The following is a 16506-nucleotide window of genomic DNA, read 5'->3' on the forward strand; positions in this document are numbered from 1 at the left end:
CGTGAAGGGGTGGCCGCGCCCGCGCCTTACAGCGGCTGGTCGCTCGGATGGCGCACGAGTTCCTGCATGTCGGGCGACATCGGGAAGTTGACCGTCACGCTGCCCTTCACCGCAATGGGCTTGAGGAAGTACTTCTCGTACAACGCGGCGAACTCGCCCGATCGCATCATCCCGGTGATCACGCCGTCGACAAGCTTCTTGAACGCCGCGTCGCCCTTGCGCAGCATGCAGCCATAGGCCTCCTTCTGCTGCGGCACGCCGACCACCTCCCAGTCCGCCGGGTTCCTGGCGCGGGCGATGTTGCTGAACAGAATGATGTCGTCCTGCGTCGCGGCCACCGCGCGCCCCGTCTCCACGGTCAGGAAGTTCTCGTTGATGTCCTTGGCCAGGATGATCTGGATGCCCCACTTGTTCTTCTCGTTGAGCTGCCGCAGCATGCGCTCCGCCGTGGTACCCGCGCTGACCACGACGTTCTTGCCGACGAGATCCGCCCAGTGCTTGATGCCCGAGTTCTTGCGCACCAGCAGGCGCGCGCCCACGACGAAGAAGGTCGTCGAGAACGACACCTGGTTCTGCCGCTCGGCGTTGTTGGTGGTCGAGCTGCACTCCAGGTCGACGGTCTGGTTGGCCACCAGCGGAATGCGCGTCTGCGGCGTGACTTCCAGGGTCTTGACCTCCAGCCGGGCGAGCTGCAGGTCCTTCTTCACCTGGGCGACCACGCGCTGCGAGATTTCCCAGGCGAAGCCGGCCTGCTTGTTGTGGTCGTCCAGGTAGTTGAACGGGATCGAGGCACCGCGCGTGGCCACGGTGATCGCCCCGGTGTCCTTGATCTTCTTGAGCGTGCCATCCAGCGGCGATGCGGTCTGCGCGGCAACGCCGGCGCACAGCGCGAGGCCGGCCATGGCGAGGAAGGAACGGATCAACGCGGCGTGAAGGGTCGGCTTGAAAGTCATCGCAGGCTCCAGGTGTCGGGGGTCAGAGATCGAAACGCGTGGCGCAGGCGTCCAGCGCGCCCAGCAGCTCATCGTGCAGGGCCTGGGGGTCGTCCAGGCCGATCGACAGGCGGATGACCGGCCCTTCGACGTCGCAGAAGTTGCGCCTGGCGAGTTCTTCCGCCGGGTAGAAGGCCGCGATGCTGCGCACGCCGCCCCAGCTGGCGCCGATGGCAAAGCGCTTCAGGCCGGCGAACAGCGCCCGGTAGGCGTCGTAGGGGCAGTCCACGAGCTGCAGCGACATCACGCAGCCGGGCTGCGCGAAATCGCGCGCCCACAGCGCATGGTCCGGCGCGCCGGGCAGCGCCGGAAAGAGCATCCGGCGCACGAGGCGGTGCGCGGCAAGTTGCCCGGCGATCAGGCGCGCGCTGGCGGCCTGGCGCTCCATGCGCACCTGCATCGTGTCCAGGCCCCGGGCCACCAGGAAGCAGTCCTCCGGGCTCACGGCCAGCCCCATCAGCGACTGCAGGCCGCGCAAGGACCGGTACAGGCCTTCGTCCTGGGTGGTGACGCTGCCCATCAGCACGTCCGAATGGCCGCCCATGTACTTGGTGCATGCGTGAACGCACAGGTCGACGCCGTGCGCCAGCGCGGCGAAGCCCAGCGGGCTGGCCCAGGTGTTGTCGATGGCGGTCAGCACGCCACGGGCGCGCGCCACGGCGGTGATCGCCGGCACGTCCTCGACTTCCATCGTCACCGTGCCGGGCGACTCCAGCCAGATGAGCCGCGTGTTCGGGCGCACGAGGCGCTCGATGCCCGCGCCGATGCGCGGCGCATAGAACTCGACCTCGATGCCCAGCGCCTGCAGCCGCTCGACGGCGAAGGACTTGGCCAGGCCGTAGGCGGCGTCGGTCATCAAGAGGTGGTCGCCTTTCTGGAGCAGTGCGAGCAGCACGCCACAGATGGCCGCCTGTCCGGAGGGAAAGACGATGCCGTGCGCGGCGCCGTCCAGCTCGGCGATGCGCGCCTCGAGGGCGCGCTGCGTCGGCGTGCCCGTCGTGCCGTAGCTGAAGCCGTCCGGCAGGCGGGTGCGGCGGTGCACGAAATCGTCGAGCGAGTCGAAGACGACCGTGGAGGCGCGCCACACCGGCGGCGCCAGGCTGGCGAAGGCGGGGTCCGCAGGGGACGCGCCGGGATGGGAAATGGATGGGTTCACGGTGGAAGTCAGTTCGCGGGGGCCGATTCGATGAGCTGCAGCGCGTGCTTCATCTGCTCGACGGCCATGGTTTCGAGATCGGTGTAGACCTTCATCTCCACACCCAGGCGGGTGAAGGTTTCGCGGGCGGTGGCGATCCGGGCCGGGTCCTGGGTCTTGGGGTTGGCCAGTGCCGCCTCCAGGCGCTTGTACTCGCTGGTGAGCAAGGCCGGCTGCTCGCCGAGGGCACGCAGGCCGGCGTTGGTCATCGAACGGATGCGCAGCAGCATCTTCACGTCCGACTGCTCCATCTCGCCCTGCGCCCGCTCCAGCGCCAGCTTGGCGGCCACCGCCTGCGGGCTGTCGGGCTTGCGGGTGGCCGCAAGGGTCTGGAACCTGGCGACGTCGCTGGAAAAGTCGTGCGCCCATGCGGGCGCCGCACACGCCAGGACCGTCACTGCAAGCGCTGTTCGAAGGTTCATCTCGCGTCTTTCGGGGAGTGGCTGAAGACACCAACTCTAGGACGCTGGAGATAATCCGGATCGCGCCCGAAGTTCTTTCTCCATAAGCGGTTGTTATATGTTGCTCCGAGAGATCGAGGTGTTTCGTTCCGTGATGTCCGTGGGCTCCGCGAGCAAGGCGGCCGCGCTGCTGGGCGTGACGCAGCCGGCCATCAGCCAGTCGCTGCGCAGGCTCGAGGAAGCCGCGGGCTTTCCCCTGTTCCGCCGGCTGCGCGGCCGCCTGCACCCCACGCCCGAAGCGCAGGCGCTGCTGACCGAGGTCGAGCGCGTCTTCGTGGGCCTGAGCAGCATCGAGCACCGCATGCGCAGTCTCAAGCGCTTCGGCGTCAACACGCTGCGCATGGCGGTGTATCCGGCCTTTGGCCTGAGCTTTGTTCCGCGGGTGCTGTCGCGGCTGGTGGCCGAGCGCGGCGACGCCGACGCCCGCCCGCAGATTTCGCTGCAGGTGCTCAGTTCGCGGGAGGTGCACGAGGCCGTGCTGGGGCGCCAGGTCGACTTCGGGCTGATGGCCGACGAGATGCCGACGACGGGCCTGGAGCACTCCGAATTCGCGCGCTTTCCGGGCGTGGTGGTGATGCATGCCAAGCACCGGCTGGCCCGCGCCAGGACCATCCAGCCGCATCAACTCGCCGAAGAGCCCTTCCTCGCGCTCAACCCGGAAGATGCGTCCCGGCGCCGCCTGGAGCGGGCCCTGGCGGACTGCAACGTCGCATTGAGCGTGCTGGTCGAAACCCCGTACGCGGCCAGCGTGTGCGAGATGGCCCTGAGCGGCATGGGCATCGGCGTCGTCAATCCGGTCACCGCGCTGGAGTACGCGCAGCGCGGCCTGGCCGTGCGCCCGCTGTCGCTGGAGGTGTCCTTCGCGGGCCTGCTGGTGCTGCCGCCGGGACAGCCGCTGTCCGGCCTGGCGGTGCGCGTGCTCCAGCTCATGCGCATCCAGCTGGCCGAAGACCAGAAGGCCCTGGCGGGCCTTCTCAAGCCTCGCGCCAGGTAGCGCCGCGCAGGCGCAAGGCATTGGTGATCACCGACACCGAGCTCAGGCTCATCGCCAGCGCCGCGATCATCGGCGACAGCAGCCAGCCCGTGAACGGGAACAGCACGCCCGCGGCCAGCGGCACGCCCAGCGCGTTGTAGAGGAAGGCGAAGCCCAGGTTCTGCTTCATGTTGGCGATGGTCTGCTCGGAGATCACGCGCGCCTGCGCGATGCCGCGCAGGTCGCCCTTGACCAGCGTCACCTGGGCGCTGTTCATCGCGACATCGGTGCCGGTGCCCATCGCCACGCCGACGTCGGCCTTGGCGAGCGCGGGGGCGTCGTTGATGCCGTCGCCGGCCATCGCGACGATGCGGCCTTCACGCTGCAGTTTGTCGACCAGCGCGAGCTTGTCGGCGGGCTTGACTTCGCCGTGCACTTCGTCGATGCCCAGCTTCGCGGCGACGGCCCGAGCCGTGGTCAGCCCGTCGCCCGTGGCCATGATGACGCGCAGGCCCGAGGCCTTGAGCGCGGCCAGCGCCTCCAGCGTGGTGGGCTTGATCGGGTCCGACACCGCGAGCAGGCCGGCCGCCTGGCCGTCCACCGCCAGGAACATGACGCTCGCGCCCTCGGCCCGCAGGGCCTCGGCTTGCGGCTTGAGCGCATCGACCCGCACGCGCAGCTGTTCCATGAGCGCCGTGTTGCCCAGCGCCAGCTTCCGGCCGGCCACGGCGCCGCTCACGCCGATGCCGCTGCTGGATTCGAAACCCTCGGGCGTGTCCAGCGCCAGCTGGCGCTCGCGCGCCGCCCGCACGATGGCGTCGGCCAGCGGGTGCTCACTGCCCTGGTCCAGGCTGGCCGCAAGGCGCAGCACCTCGTCCGCGGTGAAGCCCGGCGCAGGCACCGCGCGCTCGAACTGCGGCCGGCCTTCCGTCAGGGTGCCGGTCTTGTCGACGATGAGCGCATCGACCTTGCGGAAGTTCTCGATCGCCGCGGCATCGCGGAACAGCACGCCCTGCGTGGCCGCCTTGCCGGTGGCCACCATGATCGACATCGGCGTCGCGAGGCCGAGCGCACAGGGGCAGGCAATGATGAGCACCGCCACGGCGTTGATGAGGCCGTAGACCCAACTGGGCTGCGGCCCGAAGAAGCCCCAGGCGAAGAAGGTCAGCACCGCGATGGCGATCACCGTCATCACGAAGTAGCCGGCGACCTGGTCGGCCATCCGCTGCATCGGCGCGCGCGAGCGCTGGGCCTGCGCGACCATCTGCACGATGCTCGCGAGCACGGTCTGCGAGCCGACCTTTTCCGACTGCATGACGAGGGCGCCATTGGTGTTGAGCGTCGCGCCGATGAGCTTGTCGCCCACGCGCTTGGTCACGGGCAGCGGTTCACCGGTGAGCATCGATTCGTCGACCGCGCTGCCGCCTTCGATCACCACGCCGTCCACCGGCACCTTCTCGCCGGGGCGCACGCGCAGCTTGTCGCCGACATGCACGTGGCCGATGGGCACGTCTTCCTCGGTGCCGTCGGCGCCGATCCGGCGTGCCGTCTTGGGCGCGAGCCCCAGCAGCGACTTGATCGCCGCGGAGGTTTGCGAGCGCGCCTTGAGCTCGAGGATCTGGCCCAGCAGGGTGAGCGAAATGATCACCGCCGCCGCCTCGAAGTAGACCGACACACGCCCCATCGACACGAACGACGCGGGGAACACGCCGGGCGCCACCGTGGCCACGACGCTGTAGGCAAAGGCGGCGGCCGTGCCCAGGCCGATCAGGGTCCACATGTTCGGGCTGCGGTTCGCCACCGACTGCACCGCGCGCACAAAGAACGGCCAACCGGCCCACAGCACGATGGGCACGCTGAGCACGAGCTCGATCCAGCTTTGCGTGCCCATCTCGAACCACTGCAGGCGGTGGCCGGCCATGGCGAGCACGGTGACGACAACGCTGAGCGGCAGCGTCCAGAAGAAGCGCCGCTTGAAGTCTTTCAGCTCGGGATCTTCGCCCTCGTCGAAGGTCGGCATCTCGGGCTCCAGCGTCATGCCGCACTTGGGGCAGTTGCCGGGGTGGTCCTGCCGGACCTCCGGGTGCATGGGGCAGGTGTAGACCGTGCCTTGCGCGGCGGGCTGCGCGGGGTCCGCGGGCGCATGCCCGTGCGATGCGTGGTGATCGTGGTGGTCGTGATGACCGTGGGGGTGTCCTGCGTGCCTGGTGGACGTGTCGTTCATTCGCGTTCTCCGACAGGAAAGGGGGAAGCCCTTGAGGGGGAAGCGATCAGTGTCCAGGTTGACACGATGTGAAGGTCAAGCCCTGTCGCGCGATACCCTGGAAGAAAAAGCGCCGGCATGGCGGCCGGCGCGTGAAAGACGCGCGCGCAGGACGCTCACTTGCCGACCTTGCCGACCTTGCCCACCAGCACCGCGCCCTTCATTCCGGCGTCGTAGTGGCCCGGCTGCAGGCAGCCGAAGTCGACCTTGCCGGCCTGGGTGAACTGCCAGACGATCTCGCCGGTCTTGCCGGCGGCCAGCGTGACCATGTTCGGATCGGCGTGCTCCATCTCGGGGTTCTTCTTCATGGCCTCGTAGTGCGCCAGCAGCGCCTTCTCGGTCCCGAGCACGAGCTCATGCTTCAGGACGCCGGAGTTCTTGACGACGAAGCGCACCGTCTCGCCCTGCTTGACCTTGATGTCCGCCGGCGTGAAGCGCATCGAGTCCGTCATGTCGACCTGGACCGTGCGCGTCACCTTGGCGGCCACGCCGGGCTTGCCGACGGCAGCTTCGGCATCGTGGCCGTGGCCACCGGCATGGGTGCCCGAGGCAAAGGCGCCGGCAGCGGCCAGTGCGGCTCCTGCGGCGAAAACGGTGTTGCGGAAGGTGTGTGTCATGGTGTCCTTGGAGGTTGCCGGGATGCCGCGACTCTAGGAAGCCAAGCCAGTCCACCACCGATCACCCGGATTACAAAAAAGCAATCTGCGCGCGACCTCTGTGCGTCTGCGACATGGGCATTGCCTTATTTTGCCCGGGCAAAATACCTCAAAACGTCCCGACCGAAGGCACCCGGCCACCCGGTGTTTCCCCGGAAAAGCACGGCGCTGCCAAACGGCGGCAAGGGCGCCGCCCTTGAAAGGTCATCGAATGCCCTTATGATTAGCACTCGCTGCTGACGAGTGCTAACAGCCCTCCCATCCAGTCGACAGGTCGCCGGTTTCTCCGGCGCCCGACCACAAACAAACCCGTTTCTTACCCTTCCAGGAGATGCAATGAAACTTCGTCCTTTGGCCGATCGCGTGATCGTCAAGCGTGTTGACAGCGAAACCAAGACCGCCTCCGGCATCGTCATCCCCGACGCAGCCGCCGAAAAGCCCGATCAGGGTGAAGTCCTGGCCGTGGGCCCGGGCAAGCGCAACGACAAGGGCGAACTGGCCGCACTGACCGTCAAGGTCGGCGACCGCGTCCTGTTCGGCAAGTACAGCGGCCAGACCGTCAAGGTCGATGGCGACGAACTGCTCGTGATGAAGGAAGACGACCTGTTCGCAGTCGTCGAGAAGTAATTCTTCTCCTCCCTTTCGATCCCATCCAAATTCAATCCATTCGGAGTTAATTCATCATGGCAGCAAAAGACGTAGTCTTCGGCGGCGAAGCCCGCGCACGCATGGTCGAGGGTGTCAACATCCTGGCCAACGCAGTCAAAGTAACCCTGGGCCCCAAGGGCCGCAACGTGGTGCTCGAGCGTTCGTTCGGCGCCCCCACCGTGACCAAGGACGGTGTGTCCGTGGCCAAGGAAATCGAACTCAAGGACAAGCTGCAGAACATGGGCGCCCAGCTCGTGAAGGAAGTGGCCTCCAAGACCAGCGACAACGCTGGTGACGGCACCACGACCGCCACGGTCCTGGCACAAGCCATCGTTCGCGAAGGTTTCAAGCTGGTGGCTGCCGGCATGAACCCGATGGACCTGAAGCGCGGCATCGACAAGGCTGTCACGGCCCTGGTCGCCGAGCTGAAGAAGGCTTCGAAGCCCACCACCACGTCGAAGGAAATCGCGCAAGTCGGCTCCATCTCGGCCAACAGCGACGAAACCATCGGCAAGCTCATCGCTGACGCGATGGACAAGGTCGGCAAGGAAGGCGTGATCACCGTGGAAGACGGCAAGTCGCTGGACAGCGAACTCGACGTCGTCGAAGGCATGCAGTTCGACCGCGGCTACCTGTCGCCCTACTTCATCAACAACCCCGAGAAGCAATCGGCGCTGCTCGACAACCCCTTCGTGCTGCTGTTCGACAAGAAGATCAGCAACATCCGTGACCTGCTGCCGGTGCTGGAGCAAGTCGCCAAGGCTGGCCGTCCGCTGCTGATCATTGCCGAAGAAGTCGAAGGCGAAGCCCTGGCGACGCTGGTCGTGAACACGATCCGCGGCATCCTGAAGGTTGTGGCTGTGAAGGCTCCTGGCTTCGGCGACCGCCGCAAGGCCATGCTGGAAGACATCGCCATCCTGACGGGCGGCAAGGTCATCGCTGAAGAAGTGGGCCTGACGCTCGAAAAGGTGACGCTGGCCGACCTGGGTCAAGCCAAGCGCATCGAAGTGGGCAAGGAAAACACGATCATCATCGACGGCGCTGGCGCTGCTGGTGACATCGAAGCCCGCGTGAAGCAAGTTCGCGTTCAGATCGAAGAAGCGACCAGCGACTACGACCGTGAAAAGCTGCAAGAGCGCGTGGCCAAGCTGGCCGGCGGCGTGGCAGTGATCAAGGTTGGCGCTGCCACCGAAGTCGAAATGAAGGAAAAGAAGGCTCGCGTCGAAGACGCCCTGCACGCCACCCGCGCTGCAGTGGAAGAAGGCGTTGTGGCTGGTGGCGGCGTGGCTCTGCTGCGTGCCAAGCAAGCCGTGGGCGAGTCGGTCAAGGGCGACAACGCTGATCAAGAAGCCGGCATCAAGCTGGTGCTGAAGGCCATCGAAGCGCCCCTGCGCGAAATCGTGAACAACGCCGGCGGCGAAGCCTCGGTGGTGGTGAACGCTGTGCTGGCCGGCAAGGGCAACTACGGCTTCAACGCTGCGAACGACACGTACGGCGACATGCTCGAGCTGGGCATCCTGGACCCGACCAAGGTCACCCGCACCGCACTGCAGAACGCCGCTTCGGTGTCCTCGCTGCTGCTGACGACCGAAGCCATGGTTGCTGACGCACCCAAGGACGAGTCCGGCGCCGGCGGCGGTGGCATGCCCGACATGGGTGGCATGGGCGGCATGGGCGGCATGGGCATGTAATTTCGCTCGCCCCCAGGCTGCGCGGCACTTCGTGTCCGCTACGCCACCCCCCTACCGGGGGCAACACCTGCGGCCCGGCAAAGCCGGTTCCGCGGTGTTTCGCGAAATAGAAAAAAGCCCCGCTTCGGCGGGGCTTTTTTCATGGGGCGATCAGATGCGCTCGCTTATCGAAACTGGTCGCGCAGCGCCATGTAGAGCACCTGAAAACGCGCATGACGCGTCTTGTGTCTATCGGCCCCTTCGGATGAAGGCTTCAGCGTCTGCTTCACCGGCGGCAGCGTGCACACCTCGGCCACCGCACCGCCATCGGCCAGCCATGCCAGGCGCGCCGCGCCGAGCGCCCCGCCCGTCTCGCTGCCTGCATAGAGCGTGAGCTCCATCTGGAAGATGTCAGCCAACAACTGCCCCCACCACACACTGCGCGCCCCCCCACCCACGAGCGCGACTTCGCGCAGCGGCATGTCGGCCGGCAGGCGCAGCGTGTCGAAGCCATCGCGCAAACCGAAGCTCACGCCCTCGACCACGGCATAGGCAATCTCCGCGGGGCCATGCGCATGCGTGAGACCGAACAGCACCCCTTGCGCGTTCGGGTTGTTGTGTGGCGAGCGCTCGCCCGACAGGTACGGCAGGAACAGCGGGCAGCGCGCCCGGTCCGCCAGCGCGACCGACGCCGCGGCTTCGAGCAACGCCGCCTCGTCCGCGAACTTGAAGGTCTTCGCCGCCCAGCTCACCGCACTGGCGGCCGAGAGCATCACCGACATCTGGTGCCAGCGCCTGGGCAGCGCGTGGCAGAAGGCGTGCATTGCCTGCGCGGGGTTCGGCAGGAAGCGGTCGGTCGAGACGAACACCACGCCCGAGGTGCCGAGCGAGACGAAGCCCTGCCCCGGCTCCACGAGCCCCATGCCGACCGCGCTGGCGGCGTTGTCGCCTGCGCCGCCGGCGATCTTCACGCCGTCGCGCAGCCCCCAGCGCGCCGCCAGCTCGGGCTTGAGCAGCGCGGAGACTTCGCTGCCTTCGACCAGCCGCGGCATGTGATCGCGCGTGAGCCCCGTGGCGGCCAGCAGTTCATCGGACCAGTCTCGCGCGCCCACGTCGAGCCACAGCGTGCCGGCCGCGTCGGACATCTCGCTGACCGCCTCGCCGCTGAGCATGAAGCGCAGCCAGTCCTTGGGCAGCAGCACGCGCGCCACGCGGGCGAAGACCTCGGGCTCGTGCTCGCGCACCCACAGCAGCTTGGGCGCGGTGAAGCCGGGCATCGCGAGGTTGCCGGCGATCTCGCCCAGGCGCGGCACGGCGCGCGTGAGCGCCTCGCACTGCGCACCGCTGCGGCCGTCGTTCCAGAGGATGGCCGGGCGCAGCACTTCGCCCGCCGCATCGAGCAGCGTGGCGCCATGCATCTGGCCCGACAGGCCGATGGCGCGCACCTGCGCCAGCGCCTCGGCATGCGTGGTGCGCAGCTCGGCCATGACCGCCTCGAGCGCCTGCCACCATTGGGCAGGCGCCTGCTCGGACCACAGCGGGTGCGGCCGGTCGACCGTGAGCGGCGCGCGTGCCACGCCGACGATGCGGTGATCGTCCGCGAGCAGCAATGCCTTGAGCTCGGACGTGCCGAGGTCGAGTCCCAGATACAAGATGGTCTCCCTGATGGCGCCTTCGGAGCGGGCGCGTTCGCCTTGAAAGAAGTCAGCCGAAGCGCGTGTCGGCCTGGCGTCTGAACTCGCTCGGCGTCATGCCCTTGATTTCGAGAAAGCGCCGGTTGAAGTTCGCCACGTTGTTGAAGCCCACCTGGTAGCAGATGTCGGTCACGTAGTGGTCGGTCTGCATCAGCAGGTGGCAGGCGCTGTTGATGCGCACGCGGTTCACGAAGTCGGTGAAGCTGTTGCCCGTCGAGCGGCGGAAGAAGCGGCTGAAGCGGCTCTCGCTCATGCCCAGCTCGGCGGCCACGTCCGACATCGAGATCGAGTCGGTCATGTTGTTGGTGATGCGGTTCACGATGTCGTTGATCTGGTCGACCTGCGCATCGCCGTCGCTGCCCTGCACGCCCTGCATCTGCACGCTCGACAGCAGCCGGTAGTCGGTGCACTGCGCCAGGTCGGCCATGAACTCGCAGAACAGGCCCAGGCGGCGCACGCCGCGCGCGGCCTTGATGGCGTCCCAGTGCGCCAGCGCCTGTTCCGACATGCCGAAGAACTCGATGCCGTGGCGCGCGCGGTCGAGCAGCGGCATCACGTCGCGCAGCTCGGGAATCTCGGCCGCCGCGCGCTCGATGGGCTCGTGGCGGAACTGGATCACGCGGTCGCGCCCGGCGGCGCCTTCTTCGGGCACATCGAGCGAGATCCAGTTGTGCGGCAGGCGCGGCCCGCACAGCACGAGATGGCCGGGCTGGAACGGGCCGATCCAGTCGCCGATGAAGGCCTTGCCCGAGGTCTCGGTGATCAGGTGCAGCTCGTAGTCTTCATGGAAGTGCCATCGCACCAGCGGGCTCGGAAAGCCGTGCGCGAGGCAGCGCACCAGGCCGGTTTCTTCCGGGGCCTCGTAGCCCAGCGACGGGGAGCGCGCGAAGTCGCGCTCCAGCTCGGGTTGGCGTTGGCGAGGGATCGCGCGTTTGCGGGTGGTCGTGGTCATGGCGGCACGGATCGATCAGGGCCGGGAAGCGACGGCCTCGTTGTCTTCCTGCGAAAGCGCCGTGCGAACGGCTTCCAGCGTCGGTGGATCGGCGCCCTCGCGGGTGCAGTTCAGGGCCGCGGCGGTGGCGGCAAAGCGCATCACGGCGCGCCAGGCGTCGTCGCCGAGCTCGGCCAGTTGCGCCGGATGCTCGACGCCGTGCGCCAGCAGCGCCACGGACAGCCCGGCGGTGAAGGTGTCGCCCGCACCGATGGTGTCGACCACCTCGACGCGCGGCGCGGCCACGGCGAGCGGCGCGCTGCCGGTGCGCCACAGCGTGGCACCGGCGCCGCCGCGCGTGACGACCACGGCGCGCGCGCCGGCCGTGAGGCATTCGGCCGCGAGCGCATCGACCGGCCGCCCGGGAGCGAGCAGCGCGGCGTCTTCGTCGCTGAGCTTGACCAGGTCGGCCATGGCGAACCATTCGCTGACGCGGGCGCGGTAGGCGGCCATGTCCGGGATCAGGCTGGGCCGCACGTTGGGGTCGAACACGATCACGCAGCGCCCCGTGTGGGCGGCCACGAGGTCGGCGATGCGCGACGACGCCGGCTCCTGCAGCAGCGAGATCGAGCCGAAGTGCAGGAAGCGGCATTCCGCGGGCAGCTGCGGCAGCGGCTCGGGCGCCCAGGTGGCGTCGGCGCTGCCGCGTGTGTAGAAGGCGTAGCGGTTGGTCTGCGGCATGCGCTCGACAAAGGCCAGCGTCGACGGCGCGTCGCTGCGCAAAATGAGCCGGGTGTCGACGCCGTTGCGTTCGAGAAAGGCCATCAGCCGCTCGCCGAACAGGTCGGTCGACAGCTGCGTGAGAAAGCCGGTCGGCTGCCCGAGCCGCGCGCAGGCCACGGCCGTGTTCAGCGGCGAGCCGCCTTCGTGGCCGAGGAACGCCAGGGCGGCGCCTTCGCCGGCGGTGAAATCGATCAGGGCCTCGCCCGTGAGTGCAATGCGCATGGTGCTTGGATTTTCTTCTTCTGTCAGGGCAAGGCGCGGGCGTCGGCCAGGAAACCCGCTTCGGCAGCCAGGGTGGCGGGATGGTCGAGCAGCTCGGCAAAGAGGCGCGGCGGAATGGTGATGGCGCCCACGCCCAACCCCAGCAGCGACAGGTAGGCCGCGCGCGAGCGGATGCTCGCCACCAGCAGCCGCGTGCGGGACGAAGGCCGTTGCGCCACCAGCGACTGCATCTGCGCGATGAGCGCCAGCCCGTCGATGCCGGCGTCTTCGAGCCGGCCGAGGTACGGCGCCGCATAGGCCGCGCCCAGCTGCGCGGCGAAGTGCGCCTGCTCGGGCGCATACACGGCGGTCCAGGTGACGGGCACGCCCTGGGCGATGAGCCGCGCGCCGGCGTCCAGGCCCTGGCGCGTGGCGGGAATCTTGATGACGAGCTGGCCGGGGTCGAACTGCGGCAGCAGGACGGCGGCGTCTTCCAGCATGCCGTCGACCTCGCTCGAATACACCTGGGCCTGCACCTGGCGCGCGCCCAAGTCGATGCAACGTTTCAGCAGACCGGGCACGTCGGCGCGCCCGACGCCGGCGCGCTGCAGCAGCGTCGGGTTGGTCGTCACGCCGTGCACCACCGGGTGCGGCAGGCAGGCCTGCAGCTCGGCCAGGTCGGCGCTGTCGAGGTACAGGTGGAAGTCGTCGTTCATGCGAAAGGAAGGTGGGGTTCAGCTCATGACATTGCCGCCGTCGACATTGAGGGTCTGCGCCGTGATGTAGCGCGCCTCGTCGCTGGCGAGAAACACCGCCGCCCCGGCAATGTCACCCGGCACGCCCATGCGCCCGAGCGGCACGGCGAGGCCGACGCGCCGCTTCTTCTCGCCCGGCGCCAGCCCTTCGGCCTTGGCGAACAGGCTGTCGACATGGTCCCACATCGGCGTGTCGACCACACCGGGGGCGATGCCGTTGACGCGGATGCCGTGCGGCGCCATGGCCAGCGCGGCGCTCTGCGTGTAGCTGATGACGGCCGCCTTGGTCGCGCAGTAGTGCGACACCAGCGCCTCGCCGCGGCGCCCGGCCTGCGAGGCCATGTTGATGACCGACGCGCCCGGCGTGCCGGCCTCGACCATGTGGCGCAGCACGGCCTGCATCACGAAGAACATGCCCTTCACGTTGACGGCGAAGAGTTTGTCGAACGAGGCTTCGTCGCTGTCGAGCAGCGGCGCGAGGTCGAACACGGCGGCGTTGTTGAACAGCGTGTGGACGGGACCGAAGGCGACCTGCGCCTCGGCCAGCATGTGCGCGATGGCCTGCGTGTCGGTCACGTCGGCCGCGATGTAGGCGAGCGCGTCGGGGTGGGCTTGCTGCAGCGCGCGCACGGCCTCGGGCGCGGCGGTCGCGCGGTCGATCACGCTGCAGCGTGCGCCCTCGGCGATGCAGGCCTCGGCTACGGCCAGGCCGATGCCGCCACCCGCGCCGGTCAGCAGCACATGGCGCTCCTGCAGGCGGCCGCTCATGAGGCTTCCTTGTCGCCGATGAAGCGCGCCACGCGCTCGCCGGCACGGCGCACCGCATCGACCAGCCGCGCATCGCCCGCGAGGCCGCCCCACAGCCCGGCATCGGCGCACAGCGCCGCCACGGGGTCGGCCGCGTCGCAGATGGCGTGAGCCACGCCCTCGTCCATGCTCTGGTCCTGGTAGGCATAGGGCAGCGCGCCCCGGTGCCAGCGCTGCAGGAACGCGAGGAACAGCGCGGGCAGCATCGCCACGCTGTCGATGCCCTGCCCGGCCGCCAGCCGCTCGCGCACGGTCGGCGCGATGAAGCCCGGGATCTTCGAGAAGCCGTCGGCCGCCACGCGCTGGTTGGTGTCGCGGATCGCGGGGTTGCCGAAGCGGTCGAGCACCACGTCGCGGTAGGCCGCGAGGTCGATCGGGCTTGGGCTCAGGCACGAAATGACGTCGTCGGTCACGTAGTCGAAGGCCATCTGGCGGATGGCCGCGTCGTGCGTGCCTTCGTGGATGAAGCCCAGCCCGGCCAGCGTGCCGGCCCAGGCGATGCAGCTGTGCGTGGCGTTGAGGATGCGGATCTTGGCCTCTTCATACGGCTGCACCGAGTCGACCAGCTCGACGCCCACGCGCCCCCAGTCGGGCCGGCCGGCGATGAAGTCGTCTTCGACCACCCACTGGATGAAGCTCTCGCCCGTGACCGCCGCGCCGTCGTCGCGGCCCGTGGCGGCGCGCACGCGCGCGCGCAACTCGGGCGGCGGACGCGGCGTGATGCGGTCGACCATCGCGTTCGGGCAGCGCGTGTTGGCATCGACCCAGGCCTGCAGCGGTGCGTCGCCGACGAGCGCGATGAACTCGAGCAGGCCTGCGCGAAAGCGGTCGCCGTTGTGGCGCAGGTTGTCGCAGTTCAGCAGCGTCACGGGGCCCGCCTCCGCGACACGCCGTGCCCGCAGGATCGCGCAGACCGCGCCGTAGATCGTCTCGCCGGCCTCACCGCGCCGTGCGCGTTCGATGTCGGCCGCGAGGTCGGCGAACGACAGGTCGAGCTTGCCCTTGGTGTCGAGGTAGTAGCCGGCCTCGGTCACGGTGAAGGAGACGATGCGCGTGGACGGCGCGGCGCCGCGCGCGATCACCGGGGCCAGCGAGGGCTCGTACGGCAGCACCTCGCGGATGGCTTCGATCTGCTCGTAGCGGTACTCGCCGGCCGGCGACACCGTCTCGAGCGTGTAGCGCCCGCCCTGGGCCTGCAACGCCGCGACCACCTCGGCCATGTCGGGCCGGATGTTGGCGCCCGACAGCGACCAGCGGGTGTCGCCCGCATCGATCAGCCGCTGCAGGTAGACGGCCTGGTGGGCGCGATGGAACGAGCCGAGGCCGAGGTGAAGCACCGTGAATTCCGAAGGCGCCGGTGGGGTGGGCACGAGGCCCGCTGCTGCGAGGGTCACGGGGAAGGTCCGTTGAAAGTAAGGGGCGTCGGATCAGGCGGCCACCGCGCGGCCTTCGCGGCTGAACAGGTGCAGCACGGACGGGTCGAGTTCGACCGCCACGTCGTCGCCGGCCTGCAGCGGCGTGCGTTCGTTCTGGCGCGCGATGAGCGGCACGCCGCCCACGTCCACGTGGATCAGCGTGTCGGCGCCCAGCGCCTCGATGAGCTCGACGCGGCCCGGCACGCCGGCGGCCGCGCCCTGCTTCGGATGCACGCGCAAGCCTTCGGGGCGCACGCCCAGGAAGCCGTCGCTCGGCAGGCGCCCGCCAGTGGCGGCGGAAAAACTCGGGATGGCGCTCGCCGCCACCATGTTCATCGACGGCATGCCGATGAACTGCGCGACGAACTGGTTGGCCGGGCGGTCGTAGAGTTCGAGCGGCGTGCCGACCTGTTCGATGAGCCCGTCTTTCAGCACCACCACGCGGTCGGCCAGCGTCATGGCCTCGACCTGATCGTGCGTGACGTAGATGGTGGTCGCGCCGAGCGCGCGGTGCAGCTTGTGGATCTCGACGCGCGTGTTGCCGCGCAGCGCCGCATCGAGGTTCGACAGCGGCTCGTCGAAGAGAAACACCTTGGGCGCACGCACGATCGCGCGGCCGATGGCCACGCGCTGGCGCTGGCCGCCCGACAGGTCTTTCGGCGTGCGGTCCAGGTACTGCGTGAGGTTCAGCGTCTTCGCCGCGTACTCGACCTTGGTCTTGATCTCGTCCTTGGCCACGCCCGCGAGCTTCAGCGCGAAGGACATGTTGTCGTACACGCTCATGTGCGGGTACAGCGCGTAGCTCTGGAACACCATCGCCAGGTCGCGCTTGCCCGACGGCGTCCAGGTGATGTCCTTGCTGTCGAGCAGCAGGTTGCCGCTGGTGATCGGCTCGAGCCCCGCGATCAGGCGCAGCAACGTCGACTTGCCGCAGCCCGAAGGCCCGACGAAGACGATGAACTCGCCCTTCTGGATTTCGAGGTCGACGCCCTTGATGATGTGGACGTCGCCAAAGCTCTTCTTGATGTTCTTGAGTTCGAGGTAGGCCATGAGATGTCTCCC

15 protein-coding genes are annotated in these 16506 nt (G+C 68.4%); 3 read left to right on the forward strand and 12 right to left on the reverse strand.

The annotated features are described in order from the left end of the window. Positions 1-26: 26 nt before the first annotated feature. The 3 genes from ACAM52_RS23075 to ACAM52_RS23085 are packed head-to-tail and all read right to left on the reverse strand — an operon-like array spanning position 27 to position 2609. Positions 27-953 (reverse strand): transporter substrate-binding domain-containing protein, encoded by a 927-nt coding sequence (locus tag ACAM52_RS23075; RefSeq protein WP_369644656.1) that lies wholly within the window; start codon positions 951-953, stop codon positions 27-29. A 22-nt stretch (positions 954-975) separates the two neighbouring features. Next, positions 976-2148, reverse strand: coding sequence for a PLP-dependent aspartate aminotransferase family protein (locus ACAM52_RS23080; protein ID WP_369644657.1), 1173 nt, complete (start codon positions 2146-2148; stop codon positions 976-978). A gap of 8 nt (positions 2149-2156) precedes the next feature. Beyond that, on the reverse strand, positions 2157-2609 hold the full coding sequence (locus tag ACAM52_RS23085; RefSeq protein WP_143599057.1) for a hypothetical protein: 453 nt from the start codon (positions 2607-2609) through the stop codon (positions 2157-2159). Positions 2610-2706: 97 nt separating this feature from the next. Between ACAM52_RS23085 and ACAM52_RS23090 the strand changes: the two genes are divergently transcribed. Then, positions 2707-3642, forward strand: coding sequence for a LysR substrate-binding domain-containing protein (locus ACAM52_RS23090; protein WP_139700977.1), 936 nt, complete (start codon positions 2707-2709; stop codon positions 3640-3642). Here the strand turns inward: ACAM52_RS23090 and ACAM52_RS23095 are convergent. Both ACAM52_RS23095 and ACAM52_RS23100 read right to left on the reverse strand, forming a co-directional pair. Next, a complete protein-coding gene (locus tag ACAM52_RS23095) occupies positions 3623-5845 on the reverse strand; it encodes a copper-translocating P-type ATPase (RefSeq protein WP_369644658.1) in 2223 nt (740 codons plus the stop codon). The two genes, ACAM52_RS23090 and ACAM52_RS23095, sit on opposite strands and share 20 nt — an antisense overlap. A gap of 155 nt (positions 5846-6000) precedes the next feature. Further along, on the reverse strand, positions 6001-6501 hold the full coding sequence (locus tag ACAM52_RS23100) for a plastocyanin/azurin family copper-binding protein (protein WP_159273993.1): 501 nt from the start codon (positions 6499-6501) through the stop codon (positions 6001-6003). Positions 6502-6876: 375 nt separating this feature from the next. Here ACAM52_RS23100 and ACAM52_RS23105 point away from each other — a divergent pair, with 375 nt between their 5' ends. Together ACAM52_RS23105 and groL are read left to right on the forward strand one after the other, a co-directional pair. Then, positions 6877-7167, forward strand: a complete 291-nt coding sequence (locus tag ACAM52_RS23105) for a co-chaperone GroES (protein ID WP_056572926.1) — start codon at positions 6877-6879, stop codon at positions 7165-7167. Positions 7168-7223: 56 nt separating this feature from the next. Further along, positions 7224-8879 carry a chaperonin GroEL gene (groL, locus tag ACAM52_RS23110; protein WP_042579049.1) on the forward strand — a complete coding sequence of 552 codons (1656 nt, stop codon included), beginning with the start codon at positions 7224-7226 and terminating at the stop codon, positions 8877-8879. 164 nt (positions 8880-9043) lie between these two features. Here the strand turns inward: groL and xylB are convergent, their stop codons facing one another. The 7 genes from xylB to ACAM52_RS23145 all read right to left on the reverse strand — a co-directional run bounded on the left by xylB (position 9044) and on the right by ACAM52_RS23145 (position 16494). After that, the gene (gene xylB / locus ACAM52_RS23115) at positions 9044-10510 is read right to left on the reverse strand and encodes a xylulokinase (RefSeq protein ID WP_159273986.1); all 1467 of its coding nucleotides are present in this window, start codon (positions 10508-10510) and stop codon (positions 9044-9046) included. A gap of 52 nt (positions 10511-10562) precedes the next feature. Beyond that, positions 10563-11504, reverse strand: coding sequence for an AraC family transcriptional regulator (locus tag ACAM52_RS23120; RefSeq protein ID WP_070059980.1), 942 nt, complete (start codon positions 11502-11504; stop codon positions 10563-10565). A 15-nt stretch (positions 11505-11519) separates the two neighbouring features. After that, a complete protein-coding gene (locus ACAM52_RS23125) occupies positions 11520-12488 on the reverse strand; it encodes a carbohydrate kinase (RefSeq protein WP_159273985.1) in 969 nt (322 codons plus the stop codon). A gap of 23 nt (positions 12489-12511) precedes the next feature. Then, positions 12512-13183 (reverse strand): transaldolase family protein, encoded by a 672-nt coding sequence (locus ACAM52_RS23130; protein WP_159273984.1) that lies wholly within the window; start codon positions 13181-13183, stop codon positions 12512-12514. Positions 13184-13201: 18 nt separating this feature from the next. Further along, the gene (locus ACAM52_RS23135) at positions 13202-13990 is read right to left on the reverse strand and encodes an L-iditol 2-dehydrogenase (RefSeq protein WP_159273983.1); all 789 of its coding nucleotides are present in this window, start codon (positions 13988-13990) and stop codon (positions 13202-13204) included. Continuing rightward, a complete protein-coding gene (dalD, locus tag ACAM52_RS23140) occupies positions 13987-15366 on the reverse strand; it encodes a D-arabinitol 4-dehydrogenase (protein ID WP_369647767.1) in 1380 nt (459 codons plus the stop codon). Before dalD ends, ACAM52_RS23135 begins: the two co-directional genes overlap by 4 nt. A 90-nt stretch (positions 15367-15456) precedes the next feature. After that, positions 15457-16494, reverse strand: coding sequence for an ABC transporter ATP-binding protein (locus tag ACAM52_RS23145; RefSeq protein ID WP_369644659.1), 1038 nt, complete (start codon positions 16492-16494; stop codon positions 15457-15459). Positions 16495-16506: the final 12 nt, after the last annotated feature.

Origin of the sequence: Variovorax sp. V118 (assembly GCF_041154445.1) — a bacterium.
Lineage (GTDB): Bacteria > Pseudomonadota > Gammaproteobacteria > Burkholderiales > Burkholderiaceae_C > Variovorax > Variovorax boronicumulans.